Origin of the sequence: Puniceicoccus vermicola (assembly GCF_014230055.1) — a bacterium.
Classification (GTDB): Bacteria; Verrucomicrobiota; Verrucomicrobiia; order Opitutales; family Puniceicoccaceae; genus Puniceicoccus; species Puniceicoccus vermicola.
The window spans coordinates 77955-99194 of the sequence record NZ_JACHVA010000053.1 but is presented as its reverse complement, the minus strand read 5'-3'; the positions used below and the strand labels follow the sequence as shown (position 1 = coordinate 99194).

At 53.3% G+C, this 21240-nt stretch carries 19 protein-coding genes; 6 read left to right on the top strand and 13 right to left on the bottom strand.

Going from position 1 to position 21240, the window contains the following annotated elements:
- Positions 1-124: 124 nt before the first annotated feature.
- Both H5P30_RS06510 and H5P30_RS06505 read right to left on the bottom strand, forming a co-directional pair.
- Positions 125-823, bottom strand: a complete 699-nt coding sequence (locus tag H5P30_RS06510; RefSeq protein ID WP_185692140.1) for a hypothetical protein — start codon at positions 821-823, stop codon at positions 125-127.
- Between the two features lie 179 nt (positions 824-1002).
- On the bottom strand, positions 1003-1875 hold the full coding sequence (locus tag H5P30_RS06505; RefSeq protein WP_281388023.1) for a histone deacetylase family protein: 873 nt from the start codon (positions 1873-1875) through the stop codon (positions 1003-1005).
- Between the two features lie 246 nt (positions 1876-2121).
- Here H5P30_RS06505 and H5P30_RS06500 point away from each other — a divergent pair, with 246 nt between their 5' ends.
- The 4 genes from H5P30_RS06500 to gmk are packed head-to-tail and all read left to right on the top strand — an operon-like array spanning position 2122 to position 6088.
- A complete protein-coding gene (locus H5P30_RS06500; protein ID WP_185692138.1) occupies positions 2122-3537 on the top strand; it encodes a hypothetical protein in 1416 nt (471 codons plus the stop codon).
- The gene (miaB, locus tag H5P30_RS06495; RefSeq protein ID WP_185692137.1) at positions 3534-4922 is read left to right on the top strand and encodes a tRNA (N6-isopentenyl adenosine(37)-C2)-methylthiotransferase MiaB; all 1389 of its coding nucleotides are present in this window, start codon (positions 3534-3536) and stop codon (positions 4920-4922) included. The genes H5P30_RS06500 and miaB overlap by 4 nt, the downstream gene beginning before the upstream one ends.
- Entirely contained in the window at positions 4919-5464 is a 546-nt protein-coding gene (locus H5P30_RS06490; RefSeq protein ID WP_185692136.1) for a hypothetical protein, read from the top strand. The genes miaB and H5P30_RS06490 overlap by 4 nt, the downstream gene beginning before the upstream one ends.
- A 24-nt stretch (positions 5465-5488) precedes the next feature.
- Positions 5489-6088, top strand: a complete 600-nt coding sequence (gene gmk / locus H5P30_RS06485; protein WP_185692135.1) for a guanylate kinase — start codon at positions 5489-5491, stop codon at positions 6086-6088.
- A 96-nt stretch (positions 6089-6184) separates the two neighbouring features.
- Here the strand turns inward: gmk and H5P30_RS06480 are convergent, their stop codons facing one another.
- The 3 genes from H5P30_RS06480 to H5P30_RS06470 form a co-directional block, all read right to left on the bottom strand.
- Positions 6185-8479: a GumC family protein gene (locus H5P30_RS06480; RefSeq protein WP_185692134.1), complete on the bottom strand. Its 2295-nt coding sequence runs from the start codon at positions 8477-8479 to the stop codon at positions 6185-6187.
- A gap of 24 nt (positions 8480-8503) precedes the next feature.
- Positions 8504-9166, bottom strand: a complete 663-nt coding sequence (locus H5P30_RS06475) for a polysaccharide biosynthesis/export family protein (RefSeq protein ID WP_185692133.1) — start codon at positions 9164-9166, stop codon at positions 8504-8506.
- A gap of 67 nt (positions 9167-9233) precedes the next feature.
- Positions 9234-10358: an outer membrane beta-barrel protein gene (locus tag H5P30_RS06470; RefSeq protein WP_185692132.1), complete on the bottom strand. Its 1125-nt coding sequence runs from the start codon at positions 10356-10358 to the stop codon at positions 9234-9236.
- A 116-nt stretch (positions 10359-10474) separates the two neighbouring features.
- Here H5P30_RS06470 and H5P30_RS06465 point away from each other — a divergent pair, with 116 nt between their 5' ends.
- Positions 10475-12115, top strand: a complete 1641-nt coding sequence (locus H5P30_RS06465; RefSeq protein ID WP_185692131.1) for a tetratricopeptide repeat protein — start codon at positions 10475-10477, stop codon at positions 12113-12115.
- A gap of 3 nt (positions 12116-12118) precedes the next feature.
- On the opposite strand, the gene H5P30_RS06460 is transcribed toward H5P30_RS06465, so the two are convergent.
- The 5 genes from H5P30_RS06460 to H5P30_RS06440 form a co-directional block, all read right to left on the bottom strand.
- Positions 12119-13423, bottom strand: a complete 1305-nt coding sequence (locus H5P30_RS06460; RefSeq protein ID WP_185692130.1) for a hemolysin family protein — start codon at positions 13421-13423, stop codon at positions 12119-12121.
- Complete coding sequence (hisC, locus tag H5P30_RS06455) at positions 13420-14520, bottom strand: histidinol-phosphate transaminase (RefSeq protein WP_185692129.1); 1101 nt, start codon at positions 14518-14520, stop codon at positions 13420-13422. Before hisC ends, H5P30_RS06460 begins: the two co-directional genes overlap by 4 nt.
- Positions 14517-15407 carry a hypothetical protein gene (locus H5P30_RS06450; protein WP_185692128.1) on the bottom strand — a complete coding sequence of 297 codons (891 nt, stop codon included), beginning with the start codon at positions 15405-15407 and terminating at the stop codon, positions 14517-14519. Before H5P30_RS06450 ends, hisC begins: the two co-directional genes overlap by 4 nt.
- Before the next feature lie 60 nt (positions 15408-15467).
- Positions 15468-16598 (bottom strand): DNA polymerase III subunit beta, encoded by a 1131-nt coding sequence (dnaN, locus tag H5P30_RS06445; RefSeq protein WP_185692127.1) that lies wholly within the window; start codon positions 16596-16598, stop codon positions 15468-15470.
- A gap of 271 nt (positions 16599-16869) precedes the next feature.
- Positions 16870-17220, bottom strand: coding sequence for a type II toxin-antitoxin system RelE family toxin (locus H5P30_RS06440; protein ID WP_185692126.1), 351 nt, complete (start codon positions 17218-17220; stop codon positions 16870-16872).
- Positions 17221-17329: 109 nt separating this feature from the next.
- Between H5P30_RS06440 and H5P30_RS06435 the strand changes: the two genes are divergently transcribed.
- Positions 17330-17932: a CPBP family intramembrane glutamic endopeptidase gene (locus tag H5P30_RS06435; RefSeq protein WP_185692125.1), complete on the top strand. Its 603-nt coding sequence runs from the start codon at positions 17330-17332 to the stop codon at positions 17930-17932.
- A 256-nt stretch (positions 17933-18188) separates the two neighbouring features.
- Here H5P30_RS06435 and H5P30_RS06430 read toward each other — a convergent pair whose 3' ends face one another.
- From H5P30_RS06430 to H5P30_RS06420, 3 genes are all read right to left on the bottom strand, one after another.
- Complete coding sequence (locus H5P30_RS06430; protein ID WP_185692124.1) at positions 18189-18473, bottom strand: hypothetical protein; 285 nt, start codon at positions 18471-18473, stop codon at positions 18189-18191.
- Between the two features lie 419 nt (positions 18474-18892).
- The gene (locus tag H5P30_RS06425) at positions 18893-19252 is read right to left on the bottom strand and encodes a hypothetical protein (RefSeq protein WP_185692123.1); all 360 of its coding nucleotides are present in this window, start codon (positions 19250-19252) and stop codon (positions 18893-18895) included.
- Positions 19253-19365: 113 nt separating this feature from the next.
- Positions 19366-21024, bottom strand: coding sequence for a hypothetical protein (locus H5P30_RS06420; RefSeq protein ID WP_185692122.1), 1659 nt, complete (start codon positions 21022-21024; stop codon positions 19366-19368).
- Between the last annotated feature and the right edge of the window lie 216 nt (positions 21025-21240).

Here is a 21240-nt window from a genome sequence, read left to right as displayed (position 1 = left end):
TTTAGAAGTATGTCGCCCGGCCTCAACCCGGCACCTCACATTCGACAACCATCCAAGCTCGTGTGAGATCAACCCGGAAGTTAAAACGGAAAAAACCCGGTTCCACCAAGCCAGATATACACCTTCAAAACCGAAACTTCACCCCAGCGCGGAAGATCCATTTTCCTTCCCAGTGCTCATCCCGATAGGCGCGTCCATCTTGCTTGACCACATCTCCATACGCGGAGAAAGCAGAAGTAAACCGATAGGATAGGCCCGTGTACAACCGGTTGAGAAACCAGAAGTCGTCAGACATATTATAATACAGTTCGTAGGCGAAGTAGGGCGTGATCCTATCAAACCCACCATACCTCAAGGTCAGCATCGGCCGAAACTCCCAGGCATCATGAAGATGATGATCGACCGGCTTACTATCATTCTCGTTCAGACAAAAGCGAGCACGAGCCGCGAGACTGAATTTAGCTCCTAGACCGAACACCTTTGTCCCGCTCAACAGGAACAAATAGTCAGTCTGCCATCCCGAACTATTTCTTACCTGAATCCAGCGAAAGCCGGGCTCGATCGAAATTCCTTTAATATAAGTCAGTGGAGCAACCACTTCCGTATGCCAATAATAACTACTGTATCCACTCTCACCGAGGAAGTCCTTCATCGTCCTCCATTCTTCGGTGACCTTTAATCCCACATTTTCCGTAATGGAAGTCTGAACACCCGCAGTCAACTGGATCTCATTTTGATAGGAATCCCAGGCCAGCAGCGACCCCGCACAGCAACTCGCCAGCACGCAGCAAATCCATCCAATACCGATTTTCCTCTTCTTCATAACGCCTACTGAGTCGACTGCCTTGCAAAGCCCTCTGCCGGATACCCATTCCGACAATTCAGCCCTGGCCAATCACCGGCCCAGTTTAGCAAGTTAAGTTTCCCTAATTAAACTAGGTCAACTCATTAGAAGAAGGAATAGATCTCTATCAGCCAATCTTTCGCATAACATTATCTGCTCTACTGCGAAAGCCCTGCTGCGGGCGAGATCTTCCTCTGACTCCTGTCATCGTTCGAGGCCTGCAAAACGGGAAGAGCGTGCAGCTGATTGGTGAGCTCCACATTTCGATTATAGCCCCCTCCATAGACGACCGCCAAGGGGACGTTCCACCCCCGAACCAGATCGAGGACGAACTGATTCCGATTCCGAATCTCCTCAACCTTCAGCTTCATCTGCCCAAAGCGGTCGTCTTCATGAATATCCGCACCCGCTACCCAAAACACCAGATCCGGCTCGAACTCTAGGAACGAACGTTCCACCGAGCGACAAAACGCATCCTGATAGGCACGACCTCCGACCCATCGATCCAGGGGAACATCCAGGTCCCCCGAAAATTTCTTGGCCGGAAAGTTTTTTCCCACGTGAATCGAATAGGTAAACGTCTTCCTGTCGTTCGAAAAAAGAGCATGGGTTCCATCCCCTTGGTGCGCATCCGTATCGATCACCATGACCCAGAGATCCGGCAAATCCCTTCTGAGCGAGCGCACGGCAACGGCGACATCGTTAAAAATGCAGTAGCCAGAGGCCCGGTCTGCCGAAGCATGGTGGGTTCCTCCTCCCAGATTTGCAGCCAACCCATCCTCCAGGGCCGCACGACCGGCGAGGATCGACCCACCCGCTTCCAAAGCGCAGCGGCGATACAGTCGGGGATCAACCGGGAGACCCATCCTAACCCGTTCTACTGAAGACCACCCTCCTCGGCGCACCTTATCCAGGTACTCCGACGAGTGAACCGCCATCAACTCACTGTCATCCGCCTCCCTTGAGGGACAAATTTCAACCGAAGAAGATTCTCGCGAAACGATATCTCTGCCACCCGGAAATTTCTCCATCTGAAACGGATGTCCCTCCGGCAACCGAAAATAGTAATCCTCATGGTAAAACGCCTTCACCTTGGGGAAAAACAGTCGAGAAACCCTCCCGTCGCAAACAAACTCCGCCAAAACACTCCGATTTCGGCCGAATCTCCCCTAAACCAAGGGCCTCCCGCCCGAATCTCCGAAAATCCCGATCCGCCCCAAGCCTGTTTCCCCTGTTGACCTCTTCCTCCCTATTCTTGATCGTTTTCCGATACTTATATGGATGTTGCGATAGTCACAGGTGCCGATACTCGATTCGGCGACGCCGTATGCCGGACACTCCTCAAAATGGGGTTCCGAATTCACGCGCTAGGCCAAAACCCCGACCCCGCTGGCTATGACAGCCGGTATTATATTCCCCACTCTTACGGTCCCGGCAAATTGGCCGAACTGAAAGGAGCGCTGGAAGAAGCCCTTGCGGCCGAAGGTCGTCTCGACCTTCTCGTCGGCTTGGGTGGGCCAGAAATCACCACCGGGTGGGAAAACAGTTCCCCAGAGGCATTGGTTCGACGACTCCACGGATGTCTTACCGAGCCGCTGCTCGCCGCGAGCGTCTGTCTCGGAGCGCTGAAAAAGAGCAAAGGGTTCCTCATCCACGGCCATCGCCGTCCCGTCGCCAAGGATCTCTCGGTAGCCCCCGGCTATTTCGAAGATTCCATGCGGAAGGCCTACGACGATCTGTTTATTCGCAACGCCGCAGCCGGACTCCGTTCGGCTCGAATTCTTTACGCCTACCCCGAAGAGGAAAACGAAGACAGCACTGTCTATCAGGACGTAGCCGATTCCGTTTCCCGCGCCTTCGAGATCATCCTGCGCCAGAAAGAAACCTGCATCGTCCGCGAGATGCACATCACTCCGCGCAGCCTCGGGCCCGTCGGCGTCTTCCCAAACCTGGTTTCCGGGATGGATCCCTACCAGACCACCGTACTCCCCGAAGGTGGAACCGAAGAAGAAGAGCCCATCCTGATCCCGACGGAAAAACCCCGGCATTACATCCAAATTGCCGAGGTCAAGGATATCACCGATGGGGATGTCGAAGTCGACGAACACTACGCCGATGAGGAAGAGGACGAACTCGATCGCCGGGATTCCAGAGATTCTTCCCAAGATCAAAAACCTTCCCGCCGCCGCCGCCGCTCTCGCGGTAGATCCCGCCGTCGAAAAGGAGATGGAGATTCCAGAGACTCGGACTCCGAAACCAATAAGGATCAACAGCCCAAGAGCGACGAAGAATCCTCCCCAAAGGAAAGCAACAAAAAGAGTCGGCCTCAGAAAGAATCTCCGGAAGAAAATTCCGAACCGGCGAAAAACGAGTCGCGAGAAGAGTCGAAGCCAGAGGAAACTCAGGACAAGCCAAAGCAGAAACCACGGCCCCGTCACAACCGCACCCGGAAACCGGAAAACGAATCCAAACAAGCGGAAGCCACCACAGACGAAACGGCCACTCGGGCCCCAGTGGATTCATCTTCGGATGACGTTGAACCCACTAAACCCAAGAAGCGAACAACCCGAAAGACCACTCGTAAGAAAGCGGCACCCGCCCGGAAACGCGCTCCCCGCAAAACCGCTAAATCCGGAGACGATTCAACTCCGCCACCTGAAACCACACCTCCGCCTTCTCCCGACCCAGAATGAACCGCGTATACATCAAGACCTACGGGTGCCAAATGAACGAACGCGACTCGGAGGCAGTCGCGGAGCTCTTGCGTGCTCGTGGGTATTCAATCGTCCATGACGAGCATGAAGCGGACACCGTTCTCCTGAACACCTGTAGTGTCCGTGATCAAGCTGAACAGAAAGCCATTGGCAAAGCGGGCTACCTCCGCAAGCGAAAGAAGAGTAACCCCAACTTCCTTCTCGGGGTTATGGGCTGCATGGCCCAAAATCGAGGCACAGACCTCCTCGACAAACTCCCCGACCTCGATCTTCTTGTCGGCACCCAGAAGTTCCACCGCGTTCCGGACCTTCTCGACAACTTGATTCAGTCGATGGAAGGGCAGGGACCCAGACCCTCCACATTGGTAGATCTGGATGAAGAAAAATCTTCCCAAAACGAGATCCGTCACCACGACGAATCCACGCGTAAGATTTCAGCCTTTGTATCCATCATGCAAGGATGCAACATGCGTTGCAGTTTTTGCATTGTCCCCAAAACCCGCGGTGAGGAGCGGGCTCGACCCATGGATGATATTGTCGAAGAAGCGAAGCGACTCGCCGACACCGGCACGAAAGAGATCACCCTTCTCGGCCAAATCGTTACCAGCTACGGCCAACGTGAGTTCCCAAAAATCGGCGGCAAAACTCCGTTCGTTCAATTGTTGGAGAAAATCAATGACATTGATGGAATCGAGCGCATCCGTTTTACCTCTCCACATCCGAGGGGATTCCGCGAAGATCTCGTCCAGGCCTATCGTGATCTTCCGAAACTGTGCGAATACGTCCACCTTCCGCTGCAAAGTGGATCCGATCCGATTCTCAAGCAGATGAAGCGTCCGTACAGCGTCGAACGCTATCGTCGCATCGTCGAATCCCTTCGGGAAGCTGCTCCCGATATGTATTTTTCTACAGACGTCATCGTTGGCTTCCCCGGAGAGACGGAGGAAGATTTTGAAGCGACCCGCCAGCTCTTTGAAGAGCTCCGATTCGATATGGCCTTCATTTTCAAATACAGCCCACGAACGGGAACCCCCGCAGCGGAGATGGAAGACCAAGTTCCCCAGGAAGAAAAGGAACGCCGCAATCAGGTCCTCCTCGAAATCCTCGGACGCCACTCATTGGAACGCAACCAAGGTCTAATCGGCAAAACCGTAGAGATTCTCGTCGAAGGCCCAGCCCGAAAAGGGGAGGGTATGTTCATGGGCAGAACCCGCGGTTTCCGCAAAGTCGTTTTTCCCGGAAAGGAGCGCCAGATCGGCGAACTCATTCCGGTGACCATCGAATCCGCTACTGTCAGTACTTTATTCGGTCAGCCCGTTCTCGCGGGACTCGAAACTATCGACCGCAATCTTCTTGCCGTATGAGCCTCGTTATCGCCACCCTTCTTGCAGGAGTCCTCACCTTGGTCGTTGGGCTTTCCATCTTTCTTTACCCCGAACCGATTCGCCGCGGCCTCACCGGATTTCCACGGTCGCGCCCAGCCGCCCTGGTCCTTTTGATTGCTGCAACAGCCTTCGTCTTGATTCATGTCCTCCAACTGGGTGAAGCCGATTTCGGAAAATATAAAAACATCCTTTTCGTGTTCTTTGCGGTCATCGCAGTAGGTTCTTGGTTTCGTGTCCCTGACTTCCTTGGAATCCGTGCCCTCTCGGTTCTCACTCTTCTTCTTTCCGGCCAGTTTTTGGACGCAGCCTACTTAGAGGCACCGAAGACCCGTCTTTTCCTCGTCGTGCTGAGCTACCTACTCATTCTAGCGAGCCTCTATCTCGCAGCGGTTCCATACCGCTTCCGCGATGCGGTTACCAAGCTCGATCGATCAGGAGGGCTACGCAAAATCGCTGGAGGTCTATTTGCTCTCTATGGGCTGCTCCTCTGTCTGCTGCCTTTGACCTACGGCCAATCTTGAATCGTTCAGCTTTTCGAGACTCAAATGTTCGTCACAGGAAAATCCTTACTCTTCATTATCTCGGGTCCAGCGGGAAGTGGGAAAACCACTCTCTGTCATCGACTCTTAAGTGAGTTCCAAAACCTCAGCCGTGCAGTGACCGTGACTACACGCGCTCCTCGAGAAGGGGAGAAGGACGGAAGGGATTACTATTTCTTTTCCCGGGAGGAATTTGATGCGAGGTACGCTGCAGGTGATTTTTTGGAATCTGCATTAGTCCATGGACGGGCCTATGGCACTCTGTCCGAGGAAGTTATACAGCACTTCCAGAAAAAGGAAGATGTCCTCCTGAGCATTGACGTTCAGGGAATGCGTCAAATTCGGGAGCGTGCTTCGGACTTCGATTGGCTTTCGGGGCGTCTTGTCACTGTATTTATCAATCCTCCATCACTGGACGAACTCCGGGAGCGTCTCCGAAGAAGGGGATCCGATGACGAAGAGGAAATCGAACGTAGGATCGAATCAGCCCGAAAGGAAATTCAGGCCGTCAGTGAATTCGACTACATTCTGGATACCGGCACCCGTGAAGAAGATTTTGATCGAATTCGTTCGATCTATTTATCCGAGAAAATGCGAGTTCGCTGAGGCTCTGCCTCGGGAAAAGCTCTATCGGGAATCAACCGATACCAAGAGGTTTATACCAAAAATTTGGGGGAGCCTTTCGACTCCCCCAAGATTTTCTTAAACTCTTTCGGACTGTTTCTCCCCTTGTTCTTCCGGGTCTCCGATCGGTGCCTGTCCGCTCGGAGTGGGAGCACTGGCTCCCGTTTTTTCCGACAACGTCTGACGCTCACCCGGCCCCTTCGTGTAGTAGTAGTCGTGGTAGCTGTAGTCGTAGTAGTGCGAATAGTAGTAATTCGACATCTTCGCGCTGATTGCATTCATCACCGCGCCGAAAACCGGGGTTTCCGATTCGTTGAGATGCTTCACTGCCGATTTCGCAGCCTTCTTCTTCACGTCGTTGAACTTGAGAACGAAAACCACACCGTCAATGAGAGGCAGCAGACAAAGGGTGTCACTTACCGCCCCCACGGGTGGAGAGTCGATCACAATCTTGTGATATCGGTGACGGAGTTGAATCAAGAGCTGCTCGAATTCAACGCTATTCAAAACCTGGGTTGGATTGTCAGGTGCGCGCTCCGTCGGCAGGATGTCGCAGTTCGGCGTGACTTCCTTGATGATGACATCATCGAGAGTCTTATCGCCAAAGAAGAAATCGTACATTCCCGACTTCGGCTTTATTCCAAAGGATTTGGCCACATTGGGGAGGCGCATGTCGCAGTCCACAATCAGGGTCCGCTGACCTTGTCCGGCAAAAGTGAGTGCCAGATTGGTGGCGATGAAAGATTTCCCTTCCGCCGGAAGTGTGCTGGTAACCGCGATCACCTGCGCCAACTTTCCTTCGTCACTCAACGAAATGGAGGAGTGGATGGTTCGGAACGATTCCGTGACCTTACTATCCAAATTCGTAGCCACAGCCCTAGCCCGATCGGCCGAAGAGAGACGGCGATCGATTTTCGGGACGATACCGAGAAGTGGAATGCCCACCATTTCTTCCACATCGTAGGCACTCTTCACTCGATTATCGAGGAAGGCCAATCCCAGAGCGAAACCAACACCCAAGCCGAGACCTCCGACGACTCCAAGAGCCAGATTCAGGGGAATATTCGGCGAGCTCGGATTCATCGGAATAGGGGCTCTGTCGACAATTTCCGCCTGAGCGGTCTTCCAACTCGTTTCCGCCTCGCGGGCAGCCAACTGACTGATCAATTGCTGGTAATTCATTTGGGCGACTTCGAAGTCACGCAAAATGGAATTGTAACCGGTGCGGATCTCAGCGAGGTCGAGCATCTTCTCGTTGCTCTTATCCAATGCCTTTTCCGCAGAAACCAAGTTCTTGCGAGCCCGCTGATAGTTCGCCTCGATACTCGCAGTGGCGGTTTCCACAGCCCGCATCAATTCGGCATTTACCTGATTCAGGTTTTGAGCTGCTTCGATCATGACCGGGTGCTTTTCCCGGTAACGTTTGGCCAAGGTTGAGAGATTGATGAGAGCGTTGGCCCGACGGGCCAACAAATCCTGAACGAGGGGCCGAGCAGAGATGAAGTCCAAATCCCAAAGAGGTCGGCCCTCTTCACGATACTGTTGAACCAACTCCCACTGCGCTTCGACACTGGAATACTCCGCTTCGGCTGCATTCAACCGAGCCGTGATCGACTGCAATTCGGAGAGGGCTACATTCTCGCTCTGTTCGATGGATACCGCGTTGTTCTCACGCCGATATTGGGCGAGCTCAGCTTCCAATTCGTCAACCTTTTGCTTCTTCGTCTCCGCTTCACGGCGAAGGTCTTCAACGGCTTTAATCGTCCGCTCCAGACCTCGATTCAAGCTATAGGCCACGTACTCTTCCGCAAACATGTTCGCCACGTCCGCAGCAATCGCTGCCGAGGGGTGGCTGTAGCTGATGTAAACATTGAGTGACATCCGAGCCGGCTTAATCTCCCGGTTGCGACCCAGAACTTCCAAAGGGGTAAGCGGACCGGAAAACGTAATTGTGTCCTGATAGGGCTCCATGAAAGCCTGCCGCTCTGCACCGGTCAGGCGCTTGTTCACCGCCTCAATCAGCTTACCACTATTAAGGAAGTTGATTTCGGTGTTCAAATCCTCGGCCGTTCGAATCTGGTTATTATCTAGGTCTCCCGCCATCCTCGCCATGGGCTTCGGATCGGTACGAAGAATCTCAACCATTGCCCCGGAAGTATAAATCTTGGTCTTCCGAAAGGTATAGAGAGTCGTCCCCGTCGCCACGACGAGGAAGATAATCACGATGTACCAAATCCGTTCCCGAAGGAGGATGAGGTAATCTGACAGGCTGCGGTGAGACTGGCCCACTTCGTAGCCATAATCTCCACCTCCATAGTTCCCATATCCGCCGTAACCGTCGCCATAGGAATTTCGCTTTTCCTGCTTTGCCATGAGAATTTGTGTAGTTGGGGTTTGTTAAATAAGGCGTTCGTCCACGAAGACGATATCACCATCTTGAAGAACAAAGTCCTGAGAGTCTGGATCACTGATCAAATCGGAGGCATTGATGGCAAAAACTTTCTTTTCACCATCTTCCATCTCCCGTCGGATTTTCACTGATCCTTTTCGGGCCAGACGAGTAAATCCCCCCGCCCGCGAAATCGCTTGAAGAAGGGTCAAATCCTGGTCCGGCGGAATTGCAATCGTCCCCGGTGTCCGGACTTGGCCGAGCACCTGAACCTCATCGAGGTTAAATTGGATGACCTGAAGATCGACCTGAGGATTCACCAAATAATCACGATCATAGAGTTCCGTGATCTTCTCCCGGGCTTCAGAAATCGTCAGACCCTCCACATTGACGCGCCCTACCAAGTGTAAGCTGATCGTTCCGTCCGCTTCGACGCGGGTCTCCTTATCCAGATCCATTTGCTGATAGATCTGCACGCTCAGAATATCGGAAGGCTGAATCCGGTAATTGACCGGAGCGACCATGGCATCCCGATCATTAATCATGCCATCGTTTCCGGCGGAACCGGAATCCGACGACGAGCTCCCTCCAGAATCTCCGGAATCGGTCTGTGCCACGAGGGAATTGAGAGAGAGAGCAAAAGCGAGGAGGCAGAGGGATAGTGGTTTCATGAATCGAAAGAAAGAGTCCAACCTTTTCAGGTTGGACTCAATCAAAGAAAGCGGTTTCTGGTCGAAATCAGTAACGGAAATTTGCTCCGACTTGGACCATGTTTTCGGTGTAACTAGCACCGTCGAAATTGGAATCGTTGTCCCGGAAGGTATAGAAGGAATTCACCGACCAGAGGGAGTTGAAGCGATAGCTAGCTCCGACCCGTGCCAAGTAGGTGTTGTCCTCGCGGGAAGAATCCTGGTAATCGTTGAAATCGTAAGAGCCAGTAACGTCGGCGGTCAAACGAGGAGAGATGATGTAGATGTAAGAGGCCCGGACTCCGGTACGCTCGATCGAACTGCCAGCACCACCAGTGACAAAATCACGATTCAGGAACAAACGAAGAGATCCACGCTCGGTCGCATCGTAAGTCGTTGCCGAATTCAAGGTAATGGTACCCTCATTCGATCCTCCACCGGTCAAATCCCGGGTTTGGTAACCCACCTTAAAGGTGGTCGTGAGTTTTTCGGTAACTTCACCGGTCAAACCTACGTTGTAGAAGTAGTCGTCATAATCCTGACCGTTTTGAACATCGGTCTGACGGTAACGTAAACCAGCAGTCGCATCCAGTAGGGGAGTCACCTCGTAGTAAACATCAACAGGGACCGAATAAATATCGCGGTCAACATTGTTACCACCGTCATAGGTGATGTTGTCGAAACGACCTTTGGCTCCCAGCGAGAATTTTTCGGAGATCCGATATCTGATGTTACCCCCGGCAAAACCAGTCTTCTGGAGGATCAGGGTTTTATCGGCGTTTACGTCCGACTCGTTCTGCTGTTTCTCAACATAACCGCCATTCACTCCTGCAGTATAGCGGGGACCGTTAAAATCAAGATTGCCGACTACGTTCCAAAGTTCGGTATCAAACACGGTGTTGTCTGCATAACGAACAAAACCGTAATTCACACTAAGACTTCCATTAAGGTTGGTCAGTCCTCGGCCCACTTCAAGAACAGCGCCCGGCGTGACGATAAAACGAACATCGTCCAGAGTGTTGTTTTCATCCAAAGTCAAATTGTCAGTATAGGCTACAGACCCAGAAACTTGGGCGTAGAGGTCGGCGTGATCACCGACAGACAAAAGAGGAGAAGCATATAGAGCTGAGCTCGCAGAAAGAACGGAAAAAGTCGCTAGTAATGGAATTTTCATAATATTTAAGAGGACAGCAACGAAAGCATGCTATAGTGATAATGAGGGTCAAGCTTGTTCTCCAAGCTTGAATCCCAATAAATTCAGCCGCACATTTAGGATCACTGCAACTCCTCATGGTATCAAAATCCCGTAAAACTTCTTTTGAGGAATCCGCTCTTCTCGGATTCGGCCGAATCTACCGCGAACCGAGCCGCCCCGTTCATCTGAAGATTCTCTGGGGACGGATCCTCCTCGCGGGAATCACTCTTCTAGTCGCCGGGTGGTTTGCTGTCGCCGGGCTCCTTTTCTACTTTTTCAAGTACCGCCATGGATACGAGGATGTGAGCTACTCCAAGATGCTCGTGCTTCCTTTCCGCCTCGATCAACACCGAATCGAGATGGGCGATTATCATGTCCAGAAGGGACTGGAAGCGCTGCAGAATCAGGACATTCGCTCCGCCCTGCACCTCCTCCGAATTGGCGTCGCCCGCTCCAAGTCGAATGCCGAGGGCCGTATGGTTCTCGCCCAGATCTTCGAATCGGGACTTCAGCGCCCTGACATGGCGGCAACGATTCTTGAAGATGGCCTGGATCAGGCGACGGAGAATCCGAAGTTTCTCCAAAAAGATTACCTGCAGCCTCTCTTTCGTCTTCTCCTTCTTCACCAATACGATGATCGCATCGTTGAACTTTCGGAACGCCTCCTTCCCATCCTTCCCAAGAACAGCGAAGAGGCGATCCTCATCGCTTTCGCCACCATTCAAGCGAACGTTTACCGGGGCAACTATCAAGAGGCCGAGCGACTGCTCGACGAGTTTGGTCTCGTCCAGAGTCCACAAGGTCAAATCCTTCTCGCCCAGATTCGATGGAATCGCGGTCTTCGGGACCGGGCAATTGCCATTCTTCACCGCGCTCTCAACCGCTACCCGGACCGGGACGACGTATTCAGCGTCCTCATGCGATTCTACCGCGATCAAGAGGAATGGGATCTCATTCGCCGCTACTCCATCCTCCGCTCGATCCGTTTCCCGGAAAAGGTCGGGCCCAAGATCGATCTTCTCTATGCTCTTGATGCAACCGAGGATGAGGACGTGGTTCTCCCCAACGTCGAAGAGATCGTCGCCAATTTTCCGATCAGCGAAAGCGCTCTACCACTCGCCCAGTTTGCCGCCGCGACCGGTCGAACGGACGTCGCCCGCATTGCCTATGACCAAGCGCTGGAAGCAGGTCTGAACATCGCTCCTTTCACTCTCTTGCTCCAGGAATCTCTGGTGAGGGGAGGGGAGTATGAAGCAGCGATCCAATTCTCCGACCAACTGCGCGAAGAGCGTCCCGATTGGCTCATCCGTCTCCAATCCCTGGAAAATGGATTCCGAGCACTGGCTCTCCAAGGCCTCGGCCGCAATCTCGACTCGGAGATTTTCGTGCGCGAATTCATGAAGTCGGACCGGATCCGGCCCAAGACTCATATCGCCGTCGCTCGCATGTTCTCCGAACTCGGTGCCCCGGAAACCGCCCACAAAATTCTCTCGGAAAGCTACTCTCGGAATTCCAGCGACCAGCCCTTACTCTCTGCTCTGGTCCTCAATGATATCGAACTCGGTCGCAACCGTGATTTTGTCGTGCACTTGCGGGATCTTCTTCGCATGCGAGTGCCCGACCAAGAGGTTCTCGCCGAAGCTTATGAAGAACTTGGCAGCGATCGCCACCTGTTCCTCGCCGATCGGGAAATTCTCCTCTCCAGGATCGAGGAGCTCATCGTCCGCCCGAGCTGATCTTCAGGAAGCGGACTCCTCAAGCGTGTCCTCTTCCAACTCCTCGGGAGTCACTGATACCTCGGTGCCGATGATCCGTTTTTCATCCACCTCGGTGACCGTGATTTCAAGGGTGCCGTAGTCGAGCTTTTCCCCTTTCTCGGGGATGCGCCCCAGTTCGGAAGTGATCAACCCGGAGAAGGTCGAGACATCGTCCCGATCAATATCGATATCGAGACGCTCCTCCAGTTCGTGAATCGGAGTCAACCCAGCCACGGTGTAGCGGTTGATGCCCAAGGGAACGATTTCTTCGTCCTCCATGTCGAACTCGTCCTGAATTTCTCCGACCAGCTCTTCAAGAATACGCTCTAAAGTAACGACACCGACGGCACCCCCAAACTCGTCCAGAACCAAGGCCATGTGCACCTTCAACCCCAGCAAACGCTGTAAGGCTTCCATGAGCTTGTCTTCCAGATTCAAGGTGGCGATGGGACGTCGCAACTTCCGGAAATCGATTTGTTCATCGGTCGCCGGATCCCGAAAAATGTCTTTGATGTGAATAATTCCCAGGCAACGGTCGAGATCTCCCTCGCAAAGGGGGAAACGCGTGTGTCCCATCTTCCGCGCCAAGGCTAGACTCTTCTTCGGGTCCTCATGGAGGTCGATCCAGTTGACCTGATTCCGGGGAAGCAGGATATCCGAAACATCCAGTTCCGGCATCTGGATCGCTTTATCGATAATTTTGCGCACCACCGGAGACAAAACCACATGATCTTCGCCCATGGCCCGCAACTGGACCTCGATATCGAGAGGATTGAGGTCATTGTCCAGATCCAGCCGGAGCACCTGATAGACCTTTTCCTTAATGCGTCCGATGAGCCAGAGATTCGGTATCAGCGTCACCAAACATACCGCGACCAGACTCCCAACCCTGCGCAAAATCTTTTCCGGCGCCCGAATGGCCAGAGCACGTGGTAGAAGTTCGGCCAGAACATAAAAGATCGAGGCCGAGACAAAGCAGTAGAGGAGAAAAACAGCCCCGGAAATAAATGGCCCCAGAGAAGATAACAGGGAACGCCAGAGGGGATGGGAGAGGGTGAAAAAGGCACCACTCCAAAAGAGAATGAGCAAGACTCGGCCAAAACGAAGGGCCCTCGCCGTCCGATCCGGGTCTTGGACCAACCACCGGATCATCCGCGGCCGGATGAGACGATCGTAGACCTCCGGTGTGATGTGGGAATACCGGATACGCACCAGTGAAAATTCCACGGTCACAAAAAGCGAATAAACGACCAGCAGAACGAAAAGTGTAATCAGACTGATCATCATTTGAGATTATGAAACCAACGGCTAAATACCTCCATGAACAGCTGGTTCTGTTCCATAGTCCCCGTCGAAACCCGAATATGTTTGGGCAAACCGTAGCCACCGAGAGGACGGACAATCACTCCCTCCCGAAGCAACGAATCAAAACAATCCTTTCCGGAGGGAACTTCGATCAGGACAAAGTTGGCCTGAGTTCTTCGAACCGGCACGCCAAGAGATTGCAAGGCGCCTTCCAGATAATCCAAAGATTCCCGATTGAGCTTACGGGTTTTGATTTGATGCTCTTCATCATCCAGTGCGCCCAAAGCACCAGCTTGGGCCGCCGAACTCACATTAAACGGCTGGCGCACTCGTTGCAGATTCGCAATCACCTCGGGGGTGGAATAGGCATAGCCGATCCGCAACCCAGCCAGCCCGTGAATCTTCGAGAAAGTTCTCATGCAGATCACTCGTCGGCCTTCCCGGATCAAAGGACGAAGATCAACCGGATCCTCCGAATAATCGACATAGGCCTCATCGAGACAGAAAAGAACCTGCTCCGGGAGGCTCTTGACAAAGGAGATGATTTTCTCGGGCTCAAGAAAATCACCCGTCGGGTTATTTGGGTTCGCGAGGAAGACCAACCGCGTATCCTCATCAATCAGCTCCCGCATCTTGTCGAGGTCGTGCACCAAATCGGGCATCGCCGCCGGACGCATTTCCGCTTTTGCGTGAAGAGTCGCAAGACGATAGACGACAAATCCGTATTGTCCGAAAACCGCATTCTGCCCGGGCTTGAGATAAGCCGTAGCCAGCATCTCCAAAATTTCATTGGAACCATTGCCCGGCAAAATCTGGGACGGATCCAAGCCTAGCTTTTGCGACAATTTCTCCCGAAAACGGAAAGTCCCGCCATCCGGATAATCATGGAGGCTCTGTAAACATCTCGAAACCGCCTCGACCGCTCGGGGTGAGGGCCCCAATGGGTTTTCATTCGAAGCGAGCTTGACGATTTTGGCCGGATCGAGACCAAGATTTCGTGCTACCGTTTCGATCGGAAGACCCGGTTCATAGATCGGGCAGGCCCGGATCTTCTCATCTAGCCATTCTTCTTCCCTCATCTGACATCCTTCCGGCCGGCTTTTCCAAAATAGTTGAGGAGCAGGATCTGCTTCCAGACACGGTAACGGCCGTCTCCGGTCAACTTCCCAAACTCCGGCCGTTGGCCCCGGGGCACCAAGATTCCATGCTCCGTGCTCACCCGGTCCAGCACCTCCTGCTCGTCGTTCAACTCATCGACCAAATCCTCCTCGAAAAGTTCCGGCTCGACGCCGCTTTTCGACAACTTCCTCCGATGCCTCTGAAGCAGCGTTCTCGGCGAGCTAATGAAGGGACGGCGGTCCACGGACCAATGAGCCGGGAAAACCCCGCCAAAGGGCAGCCAGACGTTGTCAGTGGCCCAGCGCTGTTCGCCCACCTTGCTGGTGAAGATGAAAAACAACGCGGGTCGCCCGGTGGAGCGCGGCGCAAAAATCACCTGGAGACGGATCTGCTTGGACTCATCGGTGTAGAGAAGCGACTGGAGAGTCATGTGTTCGCCGAGCTTTGCACTCAGCTTTTCCTGCAGGGTAAACCCTTCACTGCGAATCTCCTCCTTCACCTTGAGATAGCTGTCCTCCACCGGCCAGTTCACATCTCCCGAGGCAGCTCGGTACGAGGGGAAGACCGGCAGATTACTCAGGCTCAACGCCCGCACTGCCAACCACGCGTAGATGCTCTCAACGAGGATCCACAGGAGCATGAACGTTGGAGCCAACGACCAGAATGGTCGCCCGCTCACTCCCCATTCCCGGAGGACATAGGCCATGCCCAGACCGAAAAGAACCCAACGCAGCCAACGGTTCAGAAGAACCAGCGGAAAGGTCGGCGATTTGCGGATCCGAAAGGAGATGAGGAACAGCATCGCAGCCAACCCCATCACCAAATATCCGGCGATCAGGTTACTCATTCTCCGACCGCCTCTGGCTTGTGTGGAAGCCAGCCGACCCAATCTGTTCGCAGAGGTGAATCAATTCAGGCGCAACGGCATCACCACGCAGAGGAAATTCTCCAGTGTCTTGAAGACACCCGGGCTCAGCTCGTCCTTGAATTCGAGGTAAACCTCGTCTTGATGAACCGCTTTGAGGGGATCGAGAAGGAACTGCGGGTTGAAGGCGATTTGCACTTCCGGCCCGTCATACTTGATCGCCATCGACTCGTGGGATTCCCCGTATTCCGCACTGCGTCCGCTGATTTCCAAGAGGTTCTCCGAAATCTTCAACTTCACCGAGTTGCTCTTTTCGCTGATGACGAGAGCCGCACGGTGAACGCATTCCTGCAAGAGTTCCCGTTCAATCCGGACCCGATGCTCCGTTTCCTTCGGAATCACCTGCTGGTAGTCCGGGTAACGTCCTTCGACCGTCTTCGAGACGAGATAAAGATTTTCCACCAAGCCGCTCTCCTTCGAGGAATCGCTCAACTCCACTTCGAAAGCGACCTGACGATCGTTGAAGGAGATTTTGACCGAGTCCCCCTGACCCAGCAAACGCTCGAGCTCGGCTACCGTTTTCGCTGGGAGAATGAGATGCCCCGCCTGACCGTCGTCGACCGGAACGTCGAAACCGACCATTGCCAAACGGCGACCATCCGTGGCCACCATCGTCAGCTTGTCGTCGGCAAAATTGAAGAACACCCCGTTCAGGATGTAGCGGGTCTCGTCCGTGGACTGGGCGTAGGAAACACTCCGCAGCATCGAGGAGACGTCCTCCTGCGGGAGGGTGAACTCGTGCTGGTCGTCGAAAGTCGGCAGGGGAGGGAACTCGTCCGCAGCAATGCCGACGATCTGATATTTCGATCCGCCGCTCTTGATTTTGGCGGATGGCTTGGAGTCCGTTTCCACGAAAACTTCCAAATTCGGCAATTCGCGGACGATCGACGAGAGCTTCCGCACCGGAAGGGTCAGACCGCCTTCTTCCTCCACCTCGGCTTTGATCGAGCAGCGGATGGCCAGATCGAGATTGGTCGTCTTGAAGGTCACGACGCCGTTCGATGCCTCCACCAGAACGTTCCTCAGGATCGGCATGGTGGGGCGGGTGCTGACTACGTTAAGCACCTGATTCAATCCATTGCTGAAGTGGTCTCGGTTTACTTTAAATTTCATGTGCTGGCTGGTGTTGAAAGAACGGAAGAAAACGAATCAGGGGAATAATAGGAAGAAAATAAATAGTTCTCTATTCTTCTTATTATGGTCTGGGAAGAGCGTGAACAAGTCTCCAAGTCGTTGACAGGAAAAAATTTCGACTGGATCAGAGGTCGGAAGAAGTTGGCGATTCCAGCGCGAACGAACCGGACCGAATGGGAAGAAAAGAAAGTTGTCGGGACCGCTTCCGGTTTTCTGAACAAGGTTATTCCGAGGTTATTCACAACAGGGATCACTTCTTCAGGGTCTCGAGATATTTCCAGAAGGAATCGTGCTGTTCGAGCATCTGTTCCTCCGAGATCGGGAGCTTAAACCGGTAGATAAAATCGGTCAGGGTATTCTTGTGGAGGACATAGTGGCAGAAGAGCATGCCTTCCTGGCGCTCGAAATAGAGGCGGTACTCGCCCGCACGCAGCCGGTAGAGTGTCCGGCCGTTTCGATGGAATCGCCCGAGAGTCTCGTCGAGTTGTTTGAGTCTTTCTGCCGTTAGGGAGCTGATCTGTTCAACCAGGCCCATCTGGATGAACTTATCGAGTTCGTCCAGTTGGCGGATGCTCTGTTCGCTGAAATTTACTTGGAACATGGGGTTCGTCATCTTTGAGAATGGACCTCGGAGCCAGACTGGCAAATCCAAAGCGCACTCAGAGCCGAAAAGTCTTCCCTTCTGCAAAAGGGGCTTTTTGACTCCGGGCATGAATTTTCTCCAGTCGGATGGGTGGATGAGTGGTCTCATTTACGGTGGAATCGCATTTGTCGTTCTGTGGTTTTGGATTTCGGATTGTCGCAGTGGACGAACGGGAGGATTTCCCGGAGCGAGTACCGCGCCAGTTCGCACTCTTATCATCGCCGGCATCGGTGGACTCGTTCTTACGCTACTGGAAACCTGGGGCGAATCGGCCCTCGGCCTCACCGCGGAGCAGACCGAGATGGCGGCCATCGCCGTCATTCCTATCCTCGCCGCCGCCATCATTGAAGAGATTGTTTTCCGTGGATATCTTGTCGTAGACCACAAAGGAAAGGCTTGGCTCGTCGGGAGTGTTGTCGGCTTTTCCCTCCTCTTTGCCCTGATTCATCCCTACCTCTGGTCGTGGGAAGACGGCACCCTCTCGATTGAGTGGACCACTAAAGGCGTCTTCAGCACCGTTTTCGTCCTCGTGAACAGCCTCTGGTTTTACGCCGTGCGCTTCTCCTTCGGCAATCGAAGCCACTCTCTTCTGCCCTGCTTCATCGCTCACGGGGTTTCAAACTTCTCTGTCTGGGCCGTTAAAGGTTTTCAGGGATATCTCACCTGGTAGGCGAAGCTCGCTACCGGGCAGTTCGTCCCGAAGAAAGAACCGTCGGCTGCGAATAGGCGCAGAATCCGCAAAAGGTGTGAGAGCGCCGCTCGAGACCTGAGAATTACACGGTTTTTAATAGATAATCCGAAAGCGTTGCCAACGGCGCATCCCCGAAAATCGTGGTCGGGTCGCTTCAGCGCCCGACGGTAGCCCCTCAGAAATCCTGCGACTGCAGATGTCAGTTAATCCGAGCGAATTCTTTTTTCTGCCGATCTCAACGATTCGCGTCTTCAGATCGATTTGTTTCTGCCCCCAAGACGATAAGACGTGCGAGGTAAGGCGCGACTCCATATAGAACCGCCCCCGCAACAGCGGTGATCAGACTCTTCATCATGGTTTGATCCCGTTGAAAACGGACCAAACTACCTATATCAGATCTGACGGCTCCGACTCCAGGGGAGAGGGTCAGCCAAGTGTCAAAGAGCCGGTAGAGATAGAAAAGGATGATAACCACTGCAGCGAGCCGCAGGACGACAAGGACGGGAGGGTAGTATTTCATTATCGATACGGAGAGGCAGGTTTCAGTCTAGAATGCGCAGAGGTTTCATTATCGGATGCTCCATTTATGGTCAATAACCTAGGATTTTTCCCATAAGCGGAAATAAGAGGTGCAATTAGAAGTGCGTGGACTTCACCTGGCAATTGCAGCCATTTTGTGAGAAGAGCACGCAGAGGTTCAGGGAGCGCGGTGCTTCAGCCCGCGTTTTCGGTACATTCTTCGGGTTCCGCCCGCAGGCTGAAGCGCTGCGCTCCCGAAACACCGAGAACAATCAGATCATTTCGTTCCAAGACTCCCCGCACTGGACGAAATAAGGGGTCATCAGCGGTTACCAGCTCGACTGGTTTTTCTCTCGATTCAGAGGCGCGGAAAATTAGGAAAATGAAAACCAGGAACCGAATAACAAAAACAATGGTTCCCTATGGATAGAGTTCCGAGATATCCCCATCGAAGACAAAGATATAGATCAATGACTCAATTCCGTATTCGAGCATGGAGAAGCAGGTAAAAAGTCCGATGAGACTCAGGATTGTGTATACGCCTTTCCAGCCTCGGGTATAAAAAACGTAGATGGGGAAGTAGATTGCACCGAAAAACAAAACCCAGTCCGTCGGGAAATGAATTTTTCTCCGCTCCGAGTCCAGTTTTACCCATACGGCTGCTAAAACGCAGAATAGAATACTCTCCCAGTAAGGATTCGGTTCGTCGCCATGATACCAATAGATAACATTGAGGGCTGTGGTTACCGAAAATGTGAGAACGACGAGGAAAGCGGGCATCATATTCTTCGATAACTGAGGGCCGAAAGAAAATCGGTGCGTGGCCTAATCTTCTGGTTCAGCTGCGCCACCTCCCATTTCTCCTTTCTTTTCACCATACCGGTCTGAGCTTCTCAGCCTTCATCTTGCAATTCTTCCGCCTTTGCCTGGCGACCTTTGATGCTGCTAAACCAGCCTCCGGAGACGAGAAGGCCAAATCCGAGGATGACAAACCACCAGTTTCCAAGTGAGTCGACAGCTTTCCAGAGCCTTTCCAGAATCGGGATCAGGAGAATCACTGGGAGAGCCAAGTGATGGAAGCGCATGTAAAGGACGAGTCCGACTCCGATTAGGAGAGCGATGGATACCCAGTCGCGTGGCTGTAGGACCGGCTCGAAGGTGGTGAACGCGGCGAAAACCAGAATGACGACGCTGATGACTCCGAGGGGGAGAAGGTCGTCCTCTCGGAACCAGAGGGCGATGGAGACAAAGCCGAGTCCGAGAATCCAGAGTATTCCGGTGCCCGCTCCTACGTCCAGTTGCGCCCAGAAGTCCCGGTACGCGGGAAACTCGGTCGATCCGACGGCCGCCAACCCAACGGCGACGAGACACAGGGATGACTTTTTGAAAACGAGCCCTCCGACGAAGAGAGCGATAACGAGTGTGGTTCCCGACGAGATCCAGTTAAGCGATGACAGGTTTCCGGGGGAGTAGCCCATAAAAAATATCACCCCGAGCAGATACGCGCCGGCCACCCATCCGCTCACCTGACTTCTGGTTCTCAGGGCGAACCACACCATCCCCACGCTCCCCAAAATGGCCGAGCTCAGGGGATGACCGAGAATTTCCAAATTGAGTGCTCGCGGGGCAGAGAAGACTCCGCTGAAAACTCCGACGACTGCCAGCGAAAGCGGAAACGCCGCAATGATCGCAGCCGCGTCGCCGTTATCCTCCGTGGATTGGAAAATGACTTCCACGAGCATTAGGGTGCATAGTGTCGCGAAGAGGAGGAAATCGCCTGGAGAGGTCGGAACGTGGAAAATATAACTCAGCGCATAAAGGTGAATTCCCAGTGCGCTGAAAAGGAGTAGGGAGAAGCATTGAAACATAGACGCGCGCCGGAGAAAGGGCGTGCGTGGGTCTGTTTCTTTATCAGCCGCCAGGATCATTTGGCTCAAGACCAGTAAGCCGGAAAGGAGGAGAAAGAGAAGGCAAGCGAGCCACCAGCCGCGGGTGTCCAGATCGGGTGCGTTGTCGGAAACTGAAGCTTTGACTAGAAGGACTCCAGTGAGAAAGTTCCAGACCACGACCAGGCCGAGTCCGATGAAGGCGATCCAATTCACCCTCAGACCGATCCAACGGCGGAGAGCTTCGATCTTCCCAATTCCGACGGCCGCGCAGACGGCCCCGATCGAAAGCGCCAGCTCAGGATTGTTGTAGGCGATTGTCACCAATGCTACGGCGCTACCCACCAAAAAAGGAGGAATCAACAACACCAAGGTCACGGCATCGTCCATGACCCGATGCACCACCACGATGAAGATCAAGATCCCGAGCACGGACAGCTCGTAGGCGTTGAGCGCGCCGACACACAGAAAACCGGAAGTGGAGTCCGTCGACTTCAACAGTTGAGGGCCGAGGATCTCAGCGATCCCGTAAAGGACCGAAAGCGCACTTAGGCAGTAAAGGATATTCCCTCCAGAGAGTCGGAGAAAGTCCTTGAGTCCAGAATCCAGACGATCCGGTTCCGGAATGAGATTTCTTTCAGGCGAAGGGGGCGGAGCTTGCGTCACTGAGCCGAAATGGTATGGTTGCTCTAAAATTCGGTCAATGTCCAAAAAGGATGCCGTTCGCAAATTGAAGGGTAATGGGATTTGTGAATGCGAGAGACTAGCTCCGCGTTAGAGGAAATTGACCCGTATATGTAAAATTTGAGTCAACGCCCGCGGTGCTCCTTTGTTGGCTTGAAGCAGAGCTTGAGGGTTGTATGATTCGCAAGAAATTAGAGC

What these genes read in the sequence shown, in the direction of transcription:
- H5P30_RS06465 (WP_185692131.1), top strand. Translation starts at nt 10,475, where the DNA reads ATGGTATCAAAATCCCGTAAAACTTCTTTTGAGGAATCCGCTCTTCTC.
- H5P30_RS06430 (WP_185692124.1), bottom strand. Translation starts at nt 18,473, where the DNA reads ATGAAATACTACCCTCCCGTCCTTGTCGTCCTGCGGCTCGCTGCAGTG.
- H5P30_RS06460 (WP_185692130.1), bottom strand. Translation starts at nt 13,423, where the DNA reads ATGATGATCAGTCTGATTACACTTTTCGTTCTGCTGGTCGTTTATTCG.
- hisC (WP_185692129.1), bottom strand. Translation starts at nt 14,520, where the DNA reads ATGAGGGAAGAAGAATGGCTAGATGAGAAGATCCGGGCCTGCCCGATC.
- H5P30_RS06470 (WP_185692132.1), bottom strand. Translation starts at nt 10,358, where the DNA reads ATGAAAATTCCATTACTAGCGACTTTTTCCGTTCTTTCTGCGAGCTCA.
- gmk (WP_185692135.1), top strand. Translation starts at nt 5,489, where the DNA reads ATGTTCGTCACAGGAAAATCCTTACTCTTCATTATCTCGGGTCCAGCG.
- miaB (WP_185692137.1), top strand. Translation starts at nt 3,534, where the DNA reads ATGAACCGCGTATACATCAAGACCTACGGGTGCCAAATGAACGAACGC.
- H5P30_RS06440 (WP_185692126.1), bottom strand. Translation starts at nt 17,220, where the DNA reads ATGTTCCAAGTAAATTTCAGCGAACAGAGCATCCGCCAACTGGACGAA.
- H5P30_RS06510 (WP_185692140.1), bottom strand. Translation starts at nt 823, where the DNA reads ATGAAGAAGAGGAAAATCGGTATTGGATGGATTTGCTGCGTGCTGGCG.
- H5P30_RS06505 (WP_281388023.1), bottom strand. Translation starts at nt 1,875, where the DNA reads ATGGAGAAATTTCCGGGTGGCAGAGATATCGTTTCGCGAGAATCTTCT.
- dnaN (WP_185692127.1), bottom strand. Translation starts at nt 16,598, where the DNA reads ATGAAATTTAAAGTAAACCGAGACCACTTCAGCAATGGATTGAATCAG.
- H5P30_RS06425 (WP_185692123.1), bottom strand. Translation starts at nt 19,252, where the DNA reads ATGCCCGCTTTCCTCGTCGTTCTCACATTTTCGGTAACCACAGCCCTC.
- H5P30_RS06500 (WP_185692138.1), top strand. Translation starts at nt 2,122, where the DNA reads ATGGATGTTGCGATAGTCACAGGTGCCGATACTCGATTCGGCGACGCC.
- H5P30_RS06435 (WP_185692125.1), top strand. Translation starts at nt 17,330, where the DNA reads ATGAATTTTCTCCAGTCGGATGGGTGGATGAGTGGTCTCATTTACGGT.
- H5P30_RS06450 (WP_185692128.1), bottom strand. Translation starts at nt 15,407, where the DNA reads ATGAGTAACCTGATCGCCGGATATTTGGTGATGGGGTTGGCTGCGATG.
- H5P30_RS06475 (WP_185692133.1), bottom strand. Translation starts at nt 9,166, where the DNA reads ATGAAACCACTATCCCTCTGCCTCCTCGCTTTTGCTCTCTCTCTCAAT.
- H5P30_RS06480 (WP_185692134.1), bottom strand. Translation starts at nt 8,479, where the DNA reads ATGGCAAAGCAGGAAAAGCGAAATTCCTATGGCGACGGTTACGGCGGA.
- H5P30_RS06490 (WP_185692136.1), top strand. Translation starts at nt 4,919, where the DNA reads ATGAGCCTCGTTATCGCCACCCTTCTTGCAGGAGTCCTCACCTTGGTC.